This is a genomic window from Thalassobium sp. R2A62 (assembly GCF_000161835.1).
Classification (GTDB): Bacteria; Pseudomonadota; Alphaproteobacteria; order Rhodobacterales; family Rhodobacteraceae; genus Thalassobium.
The window spans coordinates 3,355,670-3,376,046 of sequence record NZ_GG697169.2 but is presented as its reverse complement, the minus strand read 5'-3'; the positions used below and the strand labels follow the sequence as shown (position 1 = coordinate 3,376,046).

10 protein-coding genes, 1 tRNA gene and 3 pseudogenes are annotated in these 20,377 nt (G+C 55.2%); 8 read left to right on the top strand and 6 right to left on the bottom strand.

Features of this window, described 5'->3' with window-relative positions:
• Window positions 1–116 precede the first annotated feature (116 nt).
• The 5 genes and pseudogenes from TR2A62_RS16830 to TR2A62_RS19270 all read left to right on the top strand — a co-directional run.
• Window positions 117–2,486 (top strand): UvrD-helicase domain-containing protein, encoded by a 2,370-nt coding sequence (locus TR2A62_RS16830; protein ID WP_009158085.1) that lies wholly within the window; start codon window positions 117–119, stop codon window positions 2,484–2,486.
• Window positions 2,461–5,616: a hypothetical protein gene (locus tag TR2A62_RS16825; protein WP_040820917.1), complete on the top strand. Its 3,156-nt coding sequence runs from the start codon at window positions 2,461–2,463 to the stop codon at window positions 5,614–5,616. The genes TR2A62_RS16830 and TR2A62_RS16825 overlap by 26 nt, the downstream gene beginning before the upstream one ends.
• The gene (drmB, locus tag TR2A62_RS16820; protein WP_009159480.1) at window positions 5,613–7,376 is read left to right on the top strand and encodes a DUF1998 domain-containing protein; all 1,764 of its coding nucleotides are present in this window, start codon (window positions 5,613–5,615) and stop codon (window positions 7,374–7,376) included. Before TR2A62_RS16825 ends, drmB begins: the two co-directional genes overlap by 4 nt.
• Window positions 7,377–7,418: 42 nt before the next feature.
• A pseudogene (locus TR2A62_RS18615) lies at window positions 7,419–7,535 on the top strand (IS3 family transposase); the annotation flags it as partial.
• A gap of 213 nt (window positions 7,536–7,748) precedes the next feature.
• Window positions 7,749–8,002 (top strand): annotated as a pseudogene (locus TR2A62_RS19270) (IS5/IS1182 family transposase); the annotation flags it as partial.
• A gap of 482 nt (window positions 8,003–8,484) precedes the next feature.
• On the opposite strand, the gene TR2A62_RS18610 reads toward TR2A62_RS19270, so the two are convergent.
• From TR2A62_RS18610 to TR2A62_RS17810, 6 genes and pseudogenes are all read right to left on the bottom strand, one after another.
• Window positions 8,485–8,555, bottom strand: a tRNA-Phe gene (locus TR2A62_RS18610).
• 109 nt (window positions 8,556–8,664) lie between these two features.
• Entirely contained in the window at window positions 8,665–9,651 is a 987-nt protein-coding gene (locus TR2A62_RS16810; RefSeq protein ID WP_009159424.1) for a Hint domain-containing protein, read from the bottom strand.
• A gap of 569 nt (window positions 9,652–10,220) precedes the next feature.
• Window positions 10,221–11,201 carry a Hint domain-containing protein gene (locus TR2A62_RS18270; protein ID WP_009160109.1) on the bottom strand — a complete coding sequence of 327 codons (981 nt, stop codon included), beginning with the start codon at window positions 11,199–11,201 and terminating at the stop codon, window positions 10,221–10,223.
• Between the two features lie 536 nt (window positions 11,202–11,737).
• The gene (locus tag TR2A62_RS17815) at window positions 11,738–13,828 is read right to left on the bottom strand and encodes an acyltransferase family protein (protein WP_009158937.1); all 2,091 of its coding nucleotides are present in this window, start codon (window positions 13,826–13,828) and stop codon (window positions 11,738–11,740) included.
• Between the two features lie 633 nt (window positions 13,829–14,461).
• Window positions 14,462–14,662: pseudogene (locus tag TR2A62_RS18265) on the bottom strand (IS6 family transposase); the annotation flags it as partial.
• A gap of 75 nt (window positions 14,663–14,737) precedes the next feature.
• On the bottom strand, window positions 14,738–16,591 hold the full coding sequence (locus tag TR2A62_RS17810) for a sigma-54-dependent Fis family transcriptional regulator (RefSeq protein ID WP_050761102.1): 1,854 nt from the start codon (window positions 16,589–16,591) through the stop codon (window positions 14,738–14,740).
• 294 nt (window positions 16,592–16,885) lie between these two features.
• Between TR2A62_RS17810 and TR2A62_RS16780 the strand changes: the two genes are divergently transcribed.
• From TR2A62_RS16780 to TR2A62_RS16770, 3 genes are all read left to right on the top strand, one after another.
• Window positions 16,886–17,638 carry an SDR family NAD(P)-dependent oxidoreductase gene (locus tag TR2A62_RS16780; RefSeq protein WP_009158605.1) on the top strand — a complete coding sequence of 251 codons (753 nt, stop codon included), beginning with the start codon at window positions 16,886–16,888 and terminating at the stop codon, window positions 17,636–17,638.
• 30 nt (window positions 17,639–17,668) lie between these two features.
• Window positions 17,669–18,721 (top strand): NAD(P)-dependent alcohol dehydrogenase, encoded by a 1,053-nt coding sequence (locus TR2A62_RS16775; protein WP_009158657.1) that lies wholly within the window; start codon window positions 17,669–17,671, stop codon window positions 18,719–18,721.
• A gap of 85 nt (window positions 18,722–18,806) precedes the next feature.
• Window positions 18,807–20,339, top strand: coding sequence for an extracellular solute-binding protein (locus TR2A62_RS16770; protein WP_009159602.1), 1,533 nt, complete (start codon window positions 18,807–18,809; stop codon window positions 20,337–20,339).
• Window positions 20,340–20,377: the final 38 nt, after the last annotated feature.

Below are 20,377 nucleotides of genomic sequence, written 5' to 3'. Positions count from 1 at the left end.
CCCCGTCTCGTTGTCGGGACAGGTCCGAAAAAATACGTGCCAGAAAATTTTCATTGGTATTTAGTTCATTCATCTTTTCAAATCATCATTCAGACGCCACTAATGGTTGTGGAAGATTGAAGGTCTTCGAGAAATATTTCAATAGACATGGCCGTTTACCGGGTCGAATAGAAGACAAAATGTATAAAACCGATGCTGCCACCTTAGACGATCTCCCACCGATGCAAAAACTCGCAACGCAGTTGCGCAGGGATCTTCATGATCTGGGTGCCTTGCCAGAAACAAGGGCAATCGCAGCTCTTAGCGCCGCGGCCATTGTCTTCGGAATGGCGGAAACGGAAGCAAAGAAGCAGGCCGAAGTTGTCGTGGCTGCGCTCATCACTTGTGGTGATCTCGGGTCAGGCCGTTCTTACGGTGACAAGGTCCTCGTTAAACGGCGGGCGGTATCGATATTGCATCAAGGGGACCAATGCATCCTCTTGGGCGGAGACCCGTCGCAAGGCGAGCCTCATGGTTTATTGCGAGCTACAGACGTGGTGCCACAAGACGCTGTCGGTGTTTTCGACTATGTTGGATACCTCTCGGATGATGAAGTTACCGCTCTCTGGCAGTTGCTCGATAACGGGGTCTGGCACTTGGATTTTGCGCCCTCTTCCCCATTAATTCGATTGTTATGTCTTGCTGGTATCATGCCGGGGCAAAAAATCTCGGATGCTGTATCAACTTGGATACGTGAGCATTTTCCACTGTCTCAGAACAATGGTAATGTCGCCGATGCGTCACAGTTAGCAGTCATCGAACGTTCGGCAACCGCGCGGCAGATTGTCACCGCAGGGCCCGGCAGTGGTAAGACGCACACAGCTACAGAACGCGTCATCAACCTGGTGCAGCAGGGGCTTTCGCCGGCACGCATCCGTCTCATCACGTTCACCCGGGTCGCCGCCGAGGAGGTGGGACGTCGCATTTCGGCCGCCTTAGGTGAACACACCTACTCTGGTGGTGTTGTGTGCGGCACCATAGACTCACTAGCGTGGAACCTCGTAACAACACTCGGCGACGCTCCCCCAGGTGGATACGAGCGGGTCATCCGCACCGCCCGGAAGGCGATCACAGGCGGCGAACAGGCTATGCTGGATCAAATTTCGCGCATCTCCCATCTGGTGATCGACGAGGCGCAGGATATCGTCGGTGAACGGCGCATGTTTTGCCGCGCCCTGATCGATGCCATGCCTTCGAGCATCGGCGTCACGATTCTGGGCGACAGTGCGCAGGCGATCTACGGGTCTTGGGCAGGCGACAGCGAGGGCGGGCGGCCTCTTCACGCCGAACTCCGCGATGGACATGGTTGGGAAAACCGGCAGTTAGCCGCTAACCACCGGACGAGGTCGTCAGAATTACAGCAGTTCTTCAGGCAAGCCCGAGCGCTCCTTGAGTCAGGCGGTGACCCGCATTCCACTTATATCGAACTCCGAGAAATGCTCGAAGACGTGGCGACGGATCCAAATGTGAGCCTAACCGGGCCGGTATTCCCTTGGCGAGATGACAGTCTCATCCTTTTCCGAGGGCGCGCCGCAACCGAAGCGGCTTCAGTTCGGCTAACACGAGCCGCGCGCACCCATCGCCTTAAACTTTCTGGACAGACCACAGTTTGCGATCCTGTGGTTGGTGCAATCTGTGCTGGCATTTCTCCTGGGGCGGCCATTCGTATTGAACATGTGCGGCGACGACTCGCAGACCTCCACCCAGCACCTTTCGCTTTGGAGGCAGAAGACATCCTTACCGATCTACAAGCCCTCGGCAATGAGTCCGCGACGCGTCTAAAAGACATCGGCGAAACGATTGCCCGAGAGCCAGTGGAACTCACACGTGACCATGTGGGCACCGCAGGTCCGCTGTTGGGGTCGATTCATGGTGCGAAGGGCCGAGAGGCATCGAACGTCCTTCTCATGCTCCCACCAGTTCCAACCTATGAAGACGTAAACTGGGAAGAAGAAGCGCGGATTCTGTTCGTCGGTGCGACAAGGGCATCGACGAACCTTTATCTCGGGAGGGCTCAATCTACCACGGTTCGATCCGGACCGAACGGTAGCCGATGGTTGCGCGGTAATGGCGGAGGCCTTTTGCTGTCCGGCACGGAGGGCTTACGGCCCTTAGATGGGATCGCTCCAGCTCTGTCCGTCTGGGAAGCAGCATTCCAGCAACCGAGTTGCTCCTTCAGGCGAGCTTCGCCGGATGCCGGGGCACCTTGGCGTCTCTTCACCGAAAGAGGAGAGCCTTTGGCGGAAGTACAAGCAACGCTGGCTGAGGACCTCGATCACATCGAGGTCACAGGAGGAAAGATTGCTTCTGATACCATTCGCGTGGTCGGGGCCTCAACGGTTGTTGACCGTCGGAACGACGGCAGGATCGATGCTGTGACCTTGTTGCCGGTGCTTCACGGCGTAGCGCGAGGAGGGAGAGATGAAGGGATTGAAGGTGACAGATAAACAGACAGACGTTGCACGCCAGCGAATGGTCGAGCGCCTGACACAGGATCTTATGGGTCCGCTTTCCGCGGACGAAATTCTGCAAGACAGCCCGTCAGAAATCTACATGACCGGCATCCTCTTTGCGCAGAAAAGCCCACATGGAGTCGATGAGACGGAAGGTGCGGTACTTGCATCGGATGAGGAAGACGATGCCATATCCCGTGTGCCACCGGACACGTTTCGCCCCAGCTCAGCGGGTCTCTCATTTGCGGTGCGGCCCGAGGATGGAGAGAATGTTCTGCTCAACCTGAACGTCTCGGCATCCCAATACGAGGCCTGTCCTCGTGCGGCGTCCGACAAAGGTCGCCCCGGTTTCGATTGGAAACGAAAACCCTTGGCAGCCCGAAAGTCTATAGAATTACCCGGCGACGAGGACGGCAAGTACGACGTTCCCGGCATCCCAGACTTGGCGCTCTGGCTGCGGACGCGCAAGCATGGCGACCTCTATCTCGTGACAATCATTCTTCTGAACCAGAATGTGATGCCGGACAAACCTGAACGTGGATTACGGGATGTCGGAAACCTGCATCAAGTCGAATTTGCCGTGGAGGCTGATCCAGACTTTGCCACCATCGTTCCCCGCCCGGATCCGTTGCAACGTGTGTGTGAAGAAGACCGCGCCACAGCAGCGCTGCTTTATCGCGATGCGCCGGATTATGGTGCTGGACACACTTGCTCTATCCGAAGCGAAAGACTGCCAGATGGAGCAATAAGGCTCTCGACCGAGTGGCTGCCGTCGAAGCTGGTCAAGTCACCCGGACCGCTTGGCGATCCGGCACACTTTGCAAAACTCGTCGCGTCAAAACTGGAGGGTGCCTTGGGATCCGAGTGGTTGTCTGTGGCAGCAGCTGCGGACGTCTGTGCTGCGCTCGAAGCGCTCTGCGCATGTTACGACGACTGGATTTCAGACCGTGAAACCGAGGTGGGCACGCTGCCACCAAGTCTGCAGGACACGGCGCATCGCCATATGAATGAGTGCCGGAACGCTCTCATGAGGATGCGGGGCGGCATTGAACTCCTCCAGAAAGATGGGCCCGAGATGCTCGCATTCCGTCTCGCCAATCGAGCATTGTGGCAGCAGAACGAATGGAAGCGGAAAAGGGACGCTCGGGTTTCTCCTTTGATTTGGCGGCCGTTTCAAATGGCCTTCGTCCTTCTTTGCATGGCATCGACAGGAGACAAGGATCACACAGATCGCGGTGTGATGGACCTGCTCTGGTTCCCTACCGGGGGCGGCAAGACCGAAGCCTATCTTCTGTTGACCGCCTACACCATTTTTCTTCGTCGCCAGCAGGGCGGACAGGAAACGGAAGGCGTGACCGTGCTGATGCGCTACACGCTGCGGCTGTTGACGGCACAGCAGTTCCAACGAGCTGCAGCGATGATCCTTGCCTGCGATCTGTTGCGGACAGGCGACTGCGATTGCCCCGGCATCAGCATTCCACCGTCACTCGCGAAAGGCGCGCCTATTTCCATCGGCCTCTGGGTTGGCAGGGATACTACACCGAACAAGATTGATGAGACTAAAAAGACCGGCTCCCCCGCACAGATCGAACATTGCCCGGACTGTGGGTCACACTTGGACTGGGATGTGGCTGAGAGTGGCGACCGGATACATGCATGCTGTCGCGACAACACATGCAGATCGGGCCAGACGCGCGATCACCTTCCGTTCTGGACGGTCGACGAGGATATTTACCGCGAGCTTCCGACACTGCTTCTGGGTACAGTAGACAAGTTCGTCCAGATCGTGACAAAGAAAGAAACCGGTCGCTTGTTTGGACTTGGTGACGCAGGGCGCCTGCCGCCAGACCTAATCATCCAAGATGAATTGCACCTCATCTCCGGGCCTTTGGGCAGCATGGCAGGCCTGTTCGAAACGGCCATTGACGCATTGTGCGCCCGAGACATCCGACAGCCGAAGGTGATCGGTTCCACCGCAACGATCCGGCGTGCGGAAGATCAGGTCCTGAATCTGTTCAACCGCACTGTCATGCAATTTCCACCGCCCGGATTGCATCATTCCAATTCAGGCTTTGCCTGTATTGAAGAGGACAGTCCCGGTCGGCTGTATTTGGGCATTACCACAGCGGGCCGCACCGGAAGCTACATTTATCAGGCCATCGCATCGTCGCTCCTCCAATCGGCTGCCGACCCCTCATTTTCCAGCGCAGAGGAGGATCACTACTGGACCCTCGTCGGCTACTTCAACTCGCTGCGCGAACTGGGCAGCGCTTCGATCATCATGCAGGACGACGTCACACACGGCCTCAAACTGATTTCGGCACGGCGTGAGGAAGTCCCCCGCCACCTTCAACCGCCAACCGAGCTAACGAGTCGGGTGAAGTCTGAGGAAATCCGTGACAAGCTGTTGGAGCTGGATACAACCCGTGACAGCGGGGAGGCTGCCGATGTCGTGCTCGCGTCCAACATGATCTCAGTCGGTCTCGATGTCGGGCGTCTGGGCCTGATGTTGGTAAATGGTCAACCGAAGACCATCGCGGAATACATTCAGGCGACGAGCCGCGTCGGGCGCGGAAAGGTGCCTGGATTGGTCGTGACGCTCTACAATGCGAGCAAGTCCCGCGACCGCAGCCGCTACGAGACGTTTCCGACTTGGCATGGCGCCCTCTACCGGGATGTAGAGGCGACGGGGGTGACACCTTTCGCCCCTAGGGCGCGCGACAAGGCGCTCCATGCTCCCTTCGTTGCAATGGCACGGCATCTGGTGCCAGGCATGCTGGACACACCGTCTGCCGCTGAAAAACATCAAGCAGAACTCGAAGCGTTGATTGATCAGATATGTCAGCGGATCTCCAACGTGGACGCCGGCGAGGCCATGGCCGCCCGTCGCGAACTTGATGATTTCCTGAAGCTCTGGCTGCGTCGCGGAACGTTGCCGGAATACTGGGACAACTGGTCGGACAACGCCCTGCTGATCTCGGCCGACGCACATGCGACATCGAACGCTGTCGGGTTTTCCAAGGGTCTCGCAAGGGCTACTCCGGGAACGTTGCGCGTTGTCGAACCATCGACAGGATTTGTCATCAAGGAAATTGAGCCATCGGGCGCTGAGGAAATCCAATGAGCAAGAATGTCGGCAGCATCCGCCGCAGCCAAATCATTTCGACCTTCGGACCAGGGGCAATCGTCGATTTCCGGCTACCCGGAAGTGGAGCGCTGCTTTCCGGGGTCATGCAGGGGCTGGAAGCTTGGGAGGCCTACACGAAAGGCGGCTACAAGCAGGATGTGGTTCGGGAACCGCGACTCGAAGCGCTTCTGGGCGTCAATCACTTCAGGGCACCCCCAGTCGGGACCTACGTAAAGGACGGACAGACAAAGGACCGTGTGCTTCCGATCGAACGCTTTCCCGACTGGCTCTCGTGTCCCGAGTGCCATGTCATCAACCGTTCCGGGCAATGGTCGCCCTCGCGGAACGGAGATAGCCTGCATTGCGGCCGATGTCGTGGCAAACCAGCGGTGGTACCCGTCCGGTTCGTTACAATATGCGAAAAGGGCCACCTCGATGATTTCCCTTGGACTTCCTGGCTGACGCACGAAGCCGGGTGTTCGGGCCCAGTTTTGGCGCTAAAAACCATCGGGGCCGGCATCGGCGGGCTGCTGCTAACATGCAAATCCTGTGAAGCAAGGCGCTCCATGTCCGAGGCATTCTCTCCAAAGGGAATTCCGGGTCATAAATGTCGTGGTGGCAGACCATGGCTTGGCGGTCGCGAGACTGGATGCGAGGCCACGCCGCGGACCACGCAACGGGGGGCAAGTAACGTCTATTTCTCGATCGAGCAGAGCGCGATTACCCTTCCCGATTGGAAGGTGGGTTTCGCAGACAGACTTCAGGACCACTTGAAGGCATTGAGTCGGCGAAAAGATGATGACGCCGCACTGATCGATTACATCAATTACGACGTCCTTCCCGATTGGGACGGTGATGACACAGCTGAAAACATTGCTCGGCTTTACCGTGAATTCTCAGAAGGCGATACGGAAGCCGAAGAAGACCTTCGACTCGGCGAGTTCCGCATGCTGTTGACAGACACGTCATCCTCTGACGAAGACGCGTCGATTCTGCTCAACCGTCATCAACCTGTGCCCGATGTACTCTCTGGAGTAATTTCCTGGATATCATCAGTGGAGCGCTTGCGGGAAGTGCGGGCATTGACTGGGTTTACGAGGCTGAAGGCACAGGTCGGCGGCGTACCGGATCCGGTACCACTGTCTCGGTCAGACCTGTCATGGTTGCCCGCCGTCGCAATGCATGGCGAAGGTGTATTCCTATCGCTAAACCTTGAGGCAGTTTCCACCTGGGAGGAGCGGTCGGATGTCGAAGCGCATATTCTGCAGCTTATCCAAACTCACATGGACACGGCTCGGGCCGAAGGCAAACTGGTGGATGGCGCGCCGTCTCAACTCAACGCGCGATACATGCTGGTCCACACCTTGGCACACGCACTAATCGCGCGACTGTCACTCGACAGCGGGTACTCCTCGAGCGCCTTGCGTGAACGCCTGTATGTAGGGCCGAATATGGCCGGGCTACTTATCTACACCTCTACGCCGGACGCGGACGGCACGATGGGAGGACTTTCTCGACAGGCACGACCAGCAAGGATGGAACAACTGGTCCTACAGGCACTGACAGACCATGAGCTCTGCTCAGCCGATCCGCTCTGCTCAGAGGGAATGGCCCGGAGCGGCTCGAACGGGAACCACGCAGCCTGTCACAATTGCGTCTTCTTGCCAGAGACCAGCTGCGAAGCTTGGAACGGGTTTCTTGACCGTAATTTGTTGAGTGCCGGATCGCTATCATATTTCAAAGACTTGCTTAAATGAATCTGTGCGACTTTGAGCCTCCCCCTTGACGTGGTCCGCGCATATCGCCGAGTTGCTGCCCTGCTGAGAGATGCAGGCTGGCAAGTGAATGACAAGAGGGTCAAACGCCTATGGCGACGCGAGGCGCTTAAAGTGTCAATGAAAAAACCCAAGAAGGGTATGGTGCCGGGCCTATGTCCCCCTAAAGGGATCATGCGCCAAACGCATCAAAGAGGTCATCTATTTCCTTGCCGGCAGCAGCAAGCGCGGCTTGCTTGGCGCGGTCCCCGGTGTATTTTTTGCGTGCTTGCTGCGATGTGTGATCATTCATTAGCATCCCAGCCAGCGTCGCGTCCTCACTGATGGCAAAAACCACGTCATAGACGATGGATCGGCAGATATGGTACCCGAAAATATTACGACGCGGTTGTCGTGCGCGGAGCTCGAACCGTCGTACCTCTCGCAAGAACGCCAAACCGTAGAAACCCTCGAGCGCAGGCGCTATCATTCGGAGCGAGGCCGCAAATGTCTCAAGATATCTGGTTGTTACCATCTGGCGGCGATGAAGCGGATACCATCGCCGAAGCCGCGCCGAAACAAAGACGCACTGTGTGAAGCTGCTGAAAGAAAGACCCATTGCGAGGAACTCTGCCCCGTAGGTCACAGAAACCCAACTCTGCAACGCCACTCTGAACCGCTATCGGCATAGCTGGCACCGAAGCAGTTGAATCAGGACACTTAACTTAGGACAAAGGAGAGCAAGCCCCCAACTGCTTCGCGCAAAAAAGCCTCGGGTTAGCGCAAAATTGGAGATGGCCAAGTGCGCCATTGGATGGGCTTACTCGGCAAGCGATACACTCCTTCTATTGCAAGCCTTGGACGACATGGGATGTCCTGTGGTCATTGCGAGCCACGGAGTTGGATCCATGGCCCTTCCCAGATGAATAAAATATCCAAGAGAAAGGTTACCTTCATTCTGGAGGCTACACTGAAAGGCTCAAAGCTGCAGAACTCATTCACTGTAGCAATTTCCGTAGCAAATACTGTAGCAATTCTGAGCTTACCCAAACCGAAAACGCTTATATACTCATGTTTTTAAGGGAAATTGAGTATATCCGTTTCGGAAAAATGGTGCCCAGGGGCGGAATCGAACCACCGACACGAGGATTTTCAATCCAATTATTTAACAGGCAAGTTATTGTATCTAATATTAAAATATCAATCAGTAGCCGTTTTGGTAGCCAAATGATCCAAGGCCAACAGCTACTGGAACCAACCAGACGGCCTGAGACGGCTCATCAACTTCAGGCTAAACGCTCCCAGCCATATACGCGCCAAGCAGCTTGCCCTCTTTATGTTTGAGGCTCATGCGGGCGGCGGGGCCGTAGTCGTTGAAGTTGCCGTCAGCAAGCTGTGGGAAGAGCGTGAGGATCTCATCCCGTGTGGCTTGATCCAAGGCTGTCCAGCCCTGTTGGCCCGGGTGGAAGCTCTCAGAAGGGCAGCCTTCAGCGTAGATAATCTCGTGGGTATCAAACAGCATGTGGAAATACTCCACCTCACCCCCTTCGTCACGCAGGATTGTCTGGTCATTCAGCAGAGACTTGGCTGTTGCCAGCACTTCAAGTTCGCCAAAGAGCATCTCTGCCTGCCAGCCTTGCAGGAGCATACGGTGCTGTGGGCTGACGCGTAGATCACGGTCATTCCCGAGAGCACCCTTGCGGATCAAAATGGGGGCAAGATCGCCTGTGGCCGCTCGTTTGGACGACCCGATCCAGCGTATGGGCTGATACCCGTGGTCCATCGTCAGCACCATGTCGCCAGCAGCAAGCTCTTCAATCGGACGCTCGCCTTGATCGGTCTTGATCAGGGTGCCACGGGTGAAGCAGGGGGCTAGGGTTTCATACGGCGCAGACGTGGCCGGAAGCTGGGCACCCGGCGTGTATGTGACCCCCACGACAAAAGGAAAGTCGGCAGCAATTCCTTGAATGCCACTACCGCTGGCATTAGACATATAATAAATGGTTCCAGTAGAGCCGTCAGATCCAGACACGGAATATGCTCGAAAATATTGAACTGTCTCCCCAGGTTCAAACCCGGTAGTTCCAGAAGGGTTTGAGTCATTCTGAGCGATCCCTGGCGTTCCCCCAAGGTCATTACCCTGTACGTCCAAAAATCCATCATCATCGTCCAGAGTAAGCGATACGATATCGGCCGCAGATCCAATGGTGAAAGCATTGGGAACTCCAGTGAAGCTGGGTGAATCTGCATCAATGTAATTGATTGTGAAAATAGTCATAGGTGCCTCTAGATTTAGCTTGCCCCTGCTTTTCGTCCGGAAAATAAGAGAGGCCCCAGTTCTAAGCCGCGACTCCTTCGAACAGGTTAAGTATCCAATTGGATGTAATTGGGCCTGTTACGCACTCTAAACTGTTACTTTTCAGGCGACTGTTTTCATTAAGAAAGCAGTCGCTTGAAACATTAGACCGGACTGGTCACGAGGAAGTGCGGATCCATCACCTGGAGCGTTTAAGCCCTTCGTTGACGCAGACGGCATCAGCGACTTGAACAGACATCTCTTCTGGTCTCCCAATAGATCGGTCCCACGTAACTTGCTCTCTCGTGTAAAGTTGGCAAGTCACTGGACCCTGCGCTGTAGAGACGACGACCGGTGCGGTTTCATAGTTCACGGCACTGAGGCATCCAGAAACTCCGAACGCCAGCGGTATGACGAGATATTTAATTTTTGACATGTCCAAGACACTCCTTTTTGTTCGCATTTTTGACAGCGGCTGTTCGATTGCTGTCCCAGTTACGGTTCGTTCGGGCCAAAACTCAGACAAGCCGCGACCTGACTTAGATCAAGCGCTAAACGCTCCCAGCCATATAGGACCCAAGGAGCTTGCCCTCTTTATGCTTGAGGCTCATGCAGGCAGAGGGGCCGTAGTCGTTGAGGGTGCCGTCAGCAAGCTGTGGGAAGAGCGTGAGGATTTCATCCCGTGTGGCTTGATCCAAGGCTGTCCAGCCCTGTTGGCCCGGGTGGAAGCTCTCAGAAGCGCAGCCTTCAGCGTAGATAATCTCGTGGGTATCAAACAGCATGTGGAAATACTCTACCTCACCCCCTTCGTCACGCAGGATGGTCTGGTCATTCAGCAGGGACTTGGCTGTCGCCAGCACTTCAACTTCGCCAAAGAGCAGTTCTGCCTGCCAGCCTTGAAGGAGCATACGGTGCTGTGGGCTGACGCGTAGGTCACGGTCATTCCCCAGAGCACTCTTGCGGATCAGGATGGGGGCAAGATCGCCTGTAGCTGCTCGTTTGGACGACCCGATCCAGCGTATGGGCTGATACCCGTGGTCCATCGTCAGTACCATATCGCCAGCAGCAAGCTCTTCAATCGGGCGCTCGCCTTGATCGGTCTTGATCAGGGTGCCACGGGTGAAGCAGATAGGATCGCTACCCAAATAATAATCAGGAGCAGTATTTGAGATAGTATTTATCCCGGTTGGGATAGCTACTGTAGCAACTCCCGAGCCGTTTGCTGCAATTTCATCGCTTGATGAAGGGAATGATGAATTTCCAAACGAGAACAGTGTGCGGCCATCAGCAAGCTCAATTATCATTGCGCTGCCTGCTGCGTTGGAAGGGGTAAAAACTGTGCCGTCGTTCATCGTATATTCGTAATCATAATCAAAGGCAAAATATTTGGTTATGATGCTACCATCAAACGAGTCACCATCCTCAACGGTGGTGCCGACATCGGAGGTTAGGGTAACTACACCAGTTACATTGAAGGTGGCAGCAGCACCCGTCCAATTACCGTCCAAAAGTAAAAACGTGCCTGTTCTCATTGATTTTCCACTTTCAGATTAGATTTGGCTTACACTTGCTTGTGCTTTTTGCTCTTGGTCAGAGAATAAAACAGCACTCCCGCCCTAAGCGACGTCTCCTTTGATTAGGTTAAGCACCCAAAAGTATATAATTGGGCCTGTTACGCTTCCTAAACTGTTGTCTTGCAGGTCACTGTTTTCATTGGGGAAACAATGCGTGAGATGATGGCGTGAAAATCACGAATGAGGAGGCCAACACGCGAATGGCTGCTGTGTGTTCATCGTCCGACCAACACGATTTGCGGACACGTCCAAAAGAAAAAGGCCAGACCCGAAGGCCCAGCCCAAAAGTGTCCGTCGTCAGGTTTTTTGGGACCAATGGCGGCTTCAACAATGTCTCAGAAGCGGGACAAAACCAGGCTTTCGCTGCGGTTGCGCCAATGGATGCTTTCGAGAGGTTCAACAAACGGTGGTTTTTGAAACCCTCCGGGCTCGAACCCATAACCTTGGCTCCTACTGCAAATCACGTTCTTTGGCGGGGCATTCACCATTTCAACTCAAAACGACCGCTCCACGCGGATCACGATGATTAGGTCTGGTTTTTCCTCTGCACTCGTAAGGTCTTGTGGAAGCGTGCGCAGTTTCGAATCCCAGTGCCCAAGATAATGGACCTCCTTAAAGCTCGCGTTAATGTAGGGCTTCAGAGCTGTTGTGAAGGAATCGCCAATAACCCATACGGTCTGCTCAGACAGTGGTGCCTTGTTCATCACAATCTCAGCGCGACCAAAGGCGGTTTCCGGTTGGTTCGCCAGAGGCTTGATTTCCAGGTCAGGCTCAGTGGCCCATTCGATCTTCCAATTATCGCCTGTGGTCATGGGAAAGCCCTCAAGCTCAGAGATCTTGATTAAATCACCTGAGTGCGGCATGTCTGCTTCGAAGAATACGTCAGGAACGGGCCAGCCCATGCGGTCTGCCAAAACAGAGAAAGCCAGAAACGCTCCCCTATTGTTCCAGTGCGTGTCTGTTCTGTAATACAACAATCCCGCACTTTCTTTGGTGCGCAGCAAGTCTTCGACTGGATCAACCACAGTCATGTTTGCAATGGTATCCGATCGCTCAGTGAAATAAGTCACGTAGCGCCGCTCAGAAGGCTCGATCTCACCGGGGAGATATTCCGGATAGAGCGTCGATTTATTGGGACCAATTAACAATACAACCGAAGTGTTTGCTGTTTCTGCAGCTTCAGCCAAGTTCGCGAAAAGATTTGCCTCTCGCTCAATGTTCGCCGAAGCGGGAGAAGAGGCAAGCTTCAGTTTGGCAACTGTATCGTTAAACGCATTCCCCAAAAACAGCCAACCTTCCTGACCCTGATACCATCTGGAAGATGAGCCATAAATGTGTTCAGCCCCCGGGCGTTTGACTAGGAGCTCTTCCAGCGTGTGCGACTCCGAGAAATCCGTCCGACTAATCAACAGCCCCGCCGCACCTACGAAAATCATCGCTCCCGTCAAACCGACTACCTTCAGGTGAACGTTCCGGCGTCCAAATCGTAAAGGCTTTTCAACAAACCTGACCGTAAGCCAGGCAAGAAGAATCGCCAATACTACCGCAATAATTCGTGCATCTCGATTCGGAAGTTCACCACTTTCGACAATCTGGAGAAACGACAAAATAGGCCAGTGCCAAAGATAAAGTGGATAGCTGATCAACCCAAACCAGATCGCAACCGGATTCATCAAAAAGATCCGATTGGACCAAGCAGTTGCTCCTGCTGCTATTATAAGAATGGCACCGCAAACTGGAACAAGGGCCCAAGTGGACGGGAACGGCACGTTTGAGTTGATCTCTACTAAACCGTAAAGAAGGAGGCAAAGCCCCCCAAAGGCCATAGCATTTTCGGTAAAGGCCGTCTTTTTTGACGCGATCCCCGAAGGGACCATCCGCCCGATGAATGCGTCGACGCGCACCTTGGCACTTTCCAGCTCATCCCGCTTGTATAGCATCAACCAAGCAAGCACACTGCCGCTCAACAATTCCCAGAAACGGCCGGAAGGCCAGAAAAAGACCTCGGTCGGTTTCGACGCCACAAAGCGAACATTGAAATAAAAGGACGCCACTCCGACCAATATTGTAATCCATATAAGACTGAAACGCTGCCTACACGCCAGCCACAGAACGAGTGGCCAGACGATGTAAAACTGCTCTTCGACGGCGAGACTCCACAAATGCAGCATGGGCTTTGTGTCTGCGGCAGTGCCGAAGTATCCGCTTTCGCCCACTAGAATGAAATTGACGATAAACGCCGCGCCACTGGCTACATGTTGTCCAAGCTGTTGGAACTCTTCTGACACCAAGGCAAACCAGCCGAAAATAAGAGAGCTGGCCATCACGAGAATGAGGGCCGGAAAAATCCGCCGGATGCGCCTGACAAAGAACTCGAGAAAGGAAAACTTGCCTTCGTCAAGGCTCGCGAAGATGTGGGCGGTAATCAGATACCCGCTGATGACGAAAAAGACATCAACTCCGGTGAAACCACCCGTTAAGCGTGAAGGAAAAGCGTGATAAGCAACAACCGAAAGCACAGCAATGGCTCTCAGGCCGTCTATTTCAGCTCGGTAAACAGTCTTTGTAGGCTCTGCTGAAGACAAAAAAGTTCTCCGTAGAGTAGTGTCACCGTTGAACGCAATCGTGTGCTGCTTCCAAATTTCTTAGCGGCCCTCATGACAAGCATTCTTTGTTCGCGCAAGCAGCGATCTTTTAGACTGTTTACTCTGGCCCCTAATTCGCTGCAATCTAGTCAAAGAACAGCGTTGGCGCATTTTTCAGAGTTCGAGCAAGTCGACAAGACGGCGGTTTCGTCCGCAACTCGGTCATCGGTGCTCGAATACTCGCTGCGCTTCAAATGAATGGCTGCTTTTCTTGCCGCATCGCAGCTGACGACTCTATTCGATTTCATTGCTGCATCGGCGAGCATCACCGACAGAGCGTTTCCGCATGAGGCTCCTTGCAGCCGTTAGCTGCAGGTGGCACCAATGTCTGCTGTGGCCCGGAAGCGCCAGTCTGCCTAATCAGTGCGAAGCTTCACATTGTTCCGCATAGCTAACTTTAGTACGCCTCCCCCTACCCGCTCCAAAGCCTGTGTAGCGATACCCAAAATCCCTGCAGAAACCGTACAAAAGACGATTTTATACGATACTAACACATTGATTACCAATTATAATCAGTGTTTAGGCTGACAATTCGTCCAGGTGCCATTGCCAATTCGAATGTGCCCGTAACTACTGGACGCGCCGTTTGCGTATTTCAGCGGCGAACGGCGGGCCAAATCTATTCCACTAAGACCGAACTGTCTCATGGCTGATATCGATGCCGCGTTCATCCACATAGCGCAGTGACAGCGGAAATCGAACGTACAGCATTACCGCTAGGCGAATGATCTCTGAGCTGGTCTTGAAATAGCGAAATAGGGAGCGTTTTCTCATGGCAGAACGCTCAACCGCCGCTCTGCCCGTCTCAAGCCGGTTTCTTCTGACAACACCCTTTCAGTTGTTTCGCGCTTATGGGCCTATTTCGGGTGATTTAATGTGCGTGTAGACGGTGTTGCGGGACACGCCCAATTTGCGGGCCGCTAGGGCGACATTGCCGTTGCATTGGCGAAAAACACGGTTGATTTCAAGACATTTCAATTCACGCACCGTGTGGCCTGCACAGCGAGGACAAGCTTGATCGCCTGACGCAAGTTGACCGTCGCGCTGCCCTTCTCCCAGATGACGCTCGGCGGCTTCCTCACGGATAACGCCAAGTGGGCATTGAACGGCCAGAACGCGCAATTGGCTCGCCAGATCGTTGAGGTTTTGCGGCCTATCGATGGCGCGCAAAACTTCGACTGCGCCGTTCGATAGCTGATGCCCATGGGAAATTTCGGACAGGATAAAGCCCGCGACTTGTGCGAAATCCGTACGCTCCGCGAGGGGTGGTAGGTGGAGTTTCATACGCGTGATCTGTGAAAACGCCATCTTGATATGGGGCGGCCAATCGACCTTATCCAAGGCGTGTTCTTCGCTGCCTGTAGTGATGATGACCCATTTGGGACCATTTTTGAGCTGTAACAAACGGTTGGTGACTTGGGCCAATTTTTCGGCTGCGCCCCCTTGAATGAGGACGAGGTTTTCGAGCACCAGCGTTCCCCCTGAGCGTACATTGAAGTCCTGCGTGTTGGGATCGCCGAGAATGTCGGCCATGAGCCGTTCGGCCTCGCCAAGCGCATTTGCCGTGCGGCAATCGACAACGATAAGGGGGCTGTCTTTGTGCAGCTCTTCATGGACCGTGCGCGCCAGAGTGGTGCGGCCTGATCCAGCAGGGCCAAGAATTGTGAAAGGCGCACCTACTCGGGCTGAGCGCATCGCTAGGCGTAGACTATTGCACAGCTGTTCGTCGCGATAAACAGGCGCGTCAGCAACCGTCGGCAGGTTGAAGACGGCAGGAACGGAAAGGGCAATCGAACGCTTTGCGCCTGTGGAGCCGTCATGTTTTCGCGTGATGCGGATCCGCGCAAAATAGGCGGCGTTGAGCCAGTCGATTAGGCGGATCACCTCACCGCCTTCGAGCGGTTTCATAGCCGCGCCGAAACCGCCCTGAAACAGATCGGCGAAGCTGCGCGCCGCACCAAGGTCCATGCCCTTGAGCAGGTCGCTGGCGTGACGGTTCACGCCGGTGATCGCGCCCTCGGCATCCGTAGAAATCATGCCAACGCTTTGAGTTGTGAGATACTCACGACGCGGGTGGAATTGGATAATGTTGTCGTTACGATGCTCGTCGATAAACAGGCGATTTTCGATGTTTGATGCGGCCAATACGACGAGAGCTTGGGTGTGGAACTGACGCGCGGCCACTTCCGAGGACGCGTCGAGCAAACCCACGATTTGCCCCTTACTGTCAAAGATCGGGGTGGACACGCAGGAGACATTCCCGTGTTTGGAAAAAAAGTGCTCGCCGCCAGTGACCATGCTGGTGACGCCTGTGTGAAGCGCGAGGCCAAGCGCGTTGGTGCCCCGCATCTCCTCGCTCCAGATCGAGCCCGACCGGATAGACCGTGCGCAATCTGAGGCGCTAAACTCGCTGTCCATAATCGCGTCGAGCACCACGCCGGTACCATCAGCAAAAGCCGTCATATAGTTGGTGCCCGCAATCTGGTTCGAAAGCAGTTCCAATTCGGGGCGTACGATGGCGATCAGGCGTTCGTTCTTCTCCTTACGCTCGCGCAACTCCTGAAACGACAACACGGCGTCAATTGGCTCGCCTATCGGGTCCAGGCCGCTTTGAAGGCAGCGATGCCAACTGTCGGCGATGGCTTCGGGCACGGCACCCGCGGCGAAACGTCCCTTGGTCTCAAGCGAAGTGCGCGCTTTCATGAAAATGGATTGCACTACGTCCTCCCAGCGTTTTTCGCCAAACGTTAAAGTTTCAACGTCAATGGCCGGCGTTATCGGCGATGTTTACTGAAAAAATCGAGAAAAAGAAGTAATTGATGGCAATATGTGCATAAATTGAACACCGTTTTTGGCGACGACATCAAATTCTGAACACCACCACGGCCCACAGCGAAGTCCCGAACTGTTTAGGTAGATGCACGAAACGTCGAGTGCTCATGCGAGCAATGAAACTCAACGTGCGGCCGCCATGTGGCGGCTCTGGGAGGAAAGTTTATGTCTCAAAAACTGATCGGTAAAACGGCACTTGTATCTGGTGGTTCGCGTGGGATTGGGCAAGGCATTGCACTGTCTTTGGCGCATGAGGGTGCGGACATCGCCTTTTGCCACTTTGGCGACGATGAGAATGCAGCGAAAACCAAGCAACAGATCGAAGCGATGGGGCGCAAATGTGTTGCAGCTGAGTGCGATGTCTCCGACGTAGCCGCCATTCAGGGCTTCTACGCGGCAGCGAAAGGCACGCTGGGTGACATTGACATCCTGGTCAACAACGCCGGCCACAACATCACCGAAAACTTCGAAGAGATCAGTGAAGAGAGTTTTGACCGCATGTTGAACGTGCACGTCAAAGGTACCTTTTTCATGGCGCAGACCGTCTATCGTGACATGAAAGCGCGCGGCGAGGGTCGCATCATCAACATCACCTCGCAACTGGCCTACAAAGGCGCGCCGACGCTGACGCATTACTGTGCGGCCAAAGGGGCGAACGCCACATTAACCCGTGCGCTCGCGCTGGAATCTGCGGACACAGGTGTATTGGTCAATGCCGTCGCGCCCGGTGTCACCAACACCGATTTACTCACCCCACTGTCGGATGAATTACTCAACACGTTGAAAGACGCCATCCCGCTGGGCCGTTTCGCGGAAGTCAGCGAGATCGCGCCTTCAGTCGTGTTCCTCGCTTCCGAAGCGGGCAACTTCTTCCACGGTAGCTGCATTTCGCCCAACGGCGGAGAGGTGATGTTCTAAAGCGCGCGCTTTTGGACTCGGGAGGATACTATGAAAGCGCAAGTGCTTCACACCTATGATGATGAGCTGACGGCCGAGAATTGGCTGTCGTATGAAGACGTGCCTGATCCGGTGATTTCCAAGGGCTCGGACGTAATCGTTCGGGTTGGCGGGGCTGGAGTCTGCCGTACCGATCTTCATGTCATCGAGGGCGTTTGGCGTCCGCATATGGACCCCGATGGGGACGCACTTTTGCCTCTTATACTGGGTCACGAAAATGCCGGTTGGATTGAGGAGATTGGCTCAGAGGTCGAGGGGCTCAAGAAGGGTGATCCGGTCATCGTGCACCCCAAAATCTCCAACGGGACATGTATTGCGTGCAGGCGTGGCGAAGATATGCACGGCGAGGGCAGCTTCCCTGGTCTTGATAGCAATGGCGGCTATGCAGAGGCGCTTGTCACCTCCGCGCGCAACCTTATTGCGCTGCCAAAACTGCTCAAACCCAAGGAGGTTGCGCCCTACTCCGACGCAGGTCTGACGGCCTACCGTGCTGCCAAAAAGGCCACCCGTCACCTGATGCCCGGGCAATATGCGGTGGTCATCGGAGCGGGGGGATTGGGCCATATCGCCATTCAGGTGCTGCGCGCCATGTGCGCCGCAGAGATCATTGTAGTCGACACTTCGGATGCCTCGTTAAAACTGGCGCAGGAATGCGGTGCCGATCACCTGATCCGTGCAGATGGCGGCGAGGTGGAGGCGGTTTTTTCGCTCACCAAAGGCCATGGCGCGGAGGCCGTTTTGGACTTCGTGGGCGAAAAAGGCACCACCGCTAAAGGCATCGCCATGACCCGCGCCGCGGGTAGTTATTACGTCGTTGGCTACGGCGAAAATGTGCAGGTGCCGACCGTAGATTTGGTCATCACTGAGAAAAACATCATCGGAAATCTGGTCGGTACTTGGGCCGAGCTGACCGAGCTTATGGAATTGGCGCACCGCGGATTGGTGAACCTTGAAACCCATGAGTTCAAACTCGAGGACGCTAACGATGCGCTTCGGGCCCTACACCACGGGAAGATCAAAGGACGCGCCGTTCTCGTCCCCTAAGGGGCGGGCGCGGAGCATCTGCAATACCAGCGCGTCAAGGACGCGATCACCACCGTGAACATTCAAACCTTTGGGAGGAAAAACCATGAAACACTACCTAACGGGCTCTTTGTCCGCCGTTGCACTGGCCGTCACGGGCGTTCTGAACGCCCCTATGGCACAGGCTGCCGATTACACGTCATTTGGCATTGAAAAAGATCTGCCTGGGACTTGTAACTACGCCGCGATCGATGCCAAAGATTACTCAGGCCGCACGCTCGATGTCATCACCCATGCCATCCCCGTGATTGGCGAGCCGACAGCCCTGCACGCCGAGCAATTCGCCGCCCTCACAGGCGCCGAGGTTAATGTTGTCCACGTGCCATTCGGCGATCTGTTCCAGCGCATCATGATCCCTTTCCAAAGCGGTCAGGACGCCTATGACGTGCTGTTCTATGCCTCGCTGTGGATCGGCGATTTCAACCGCTTCCTCGCCCCCGTGCCTGAGGCCTATACCGCATCCAGCGGCATGTCGGATGTTACCGACAGCTTCAAAGGCGTGGCGACGTGGAACGGGGAAATGGTACAATATCCGATGGATGGCGACCGCCACTACCTGAAGTACCGCACCGATGTATTCGAGAATGAAGAGCTGAAGGCGAAGTATCTCGCCGAAACGGGTAAAGAGCTTGAGATCCCCCAGACATGGGAAGATTACAACGCGGTCGCGGCCTATTTCTCTGGCTTTGACTGGGACGGCGACGGCGAGGACAACTACGGCTCCGCCGAGGTCTCCAAACGCGACGATCTGATGTTCTCCGCCTTTATCTCGCGCGCCGCACCCTACGCCAAACACCCTGACGTGACCGGGGGCTTCTTCTTCGATCTGGAGACCATGGAACCGCTCATTAACACGCCTGGTTTCGTGCGCGGCCTTGAGCTGTTTATCGATGCGCAACAAGCCTTTCCTCCAGGTGGCACGAGCTTTGGTTTGGGTGACGAGATCTTCTCCTTCGGAGGCGGTCAAACTCTGATGAGCTACTCGTGGGATGATGCCTTTATTCAGGCCCAGCAAGAAGAGAGCCGCATCCGCAACAAGGTTGCCGCAGCCCCGCTGCCCGGTGCCAAAGAGGTCTGGAACCGCGACACAGGTGCGTGGGACAGCTTCGAGGAACCCAACCGCGCGCCCTACATGACTTGGGGTTGGTCCTCGGCCGTATCCGAGATGTCGGATGATAAGGAAATGGCCTTCGACTTCCTGTGCTTCTTTTCGAACGAGGCCAACACCTTCCACGACCTGCAAATCGGCCGCTTCGGTGTGAATCCCTACCGCGACAGCCACTTTGACAGCAGCTTCTGGCAGGGTCTGGGCTGGGAGGCTGATGTGGCCGACAGCTACGTCAACACGCTCTCGGGCATGGAAGAAAGCGCCAACCGCGTCTACGACCTACGCGTTCCCGGTGTCGGTCAGTTCATGTCCTCGATGGCTAACGGTGTCGCAGAAGCCATGGCGGGCCAGAAGTCGGCACAAGAAGCGCTCGACGACGTGGCCAAGGAATGGGCTGACATCGTTGAGCGGATCGGCGAGGATCGCTTACGCGATGCCTATGCCAACGTTGTGCGCCTCGAAGACAACTAAGAAACGCCCACCACTTCCCTAAACCGAAGCGCGTCGCG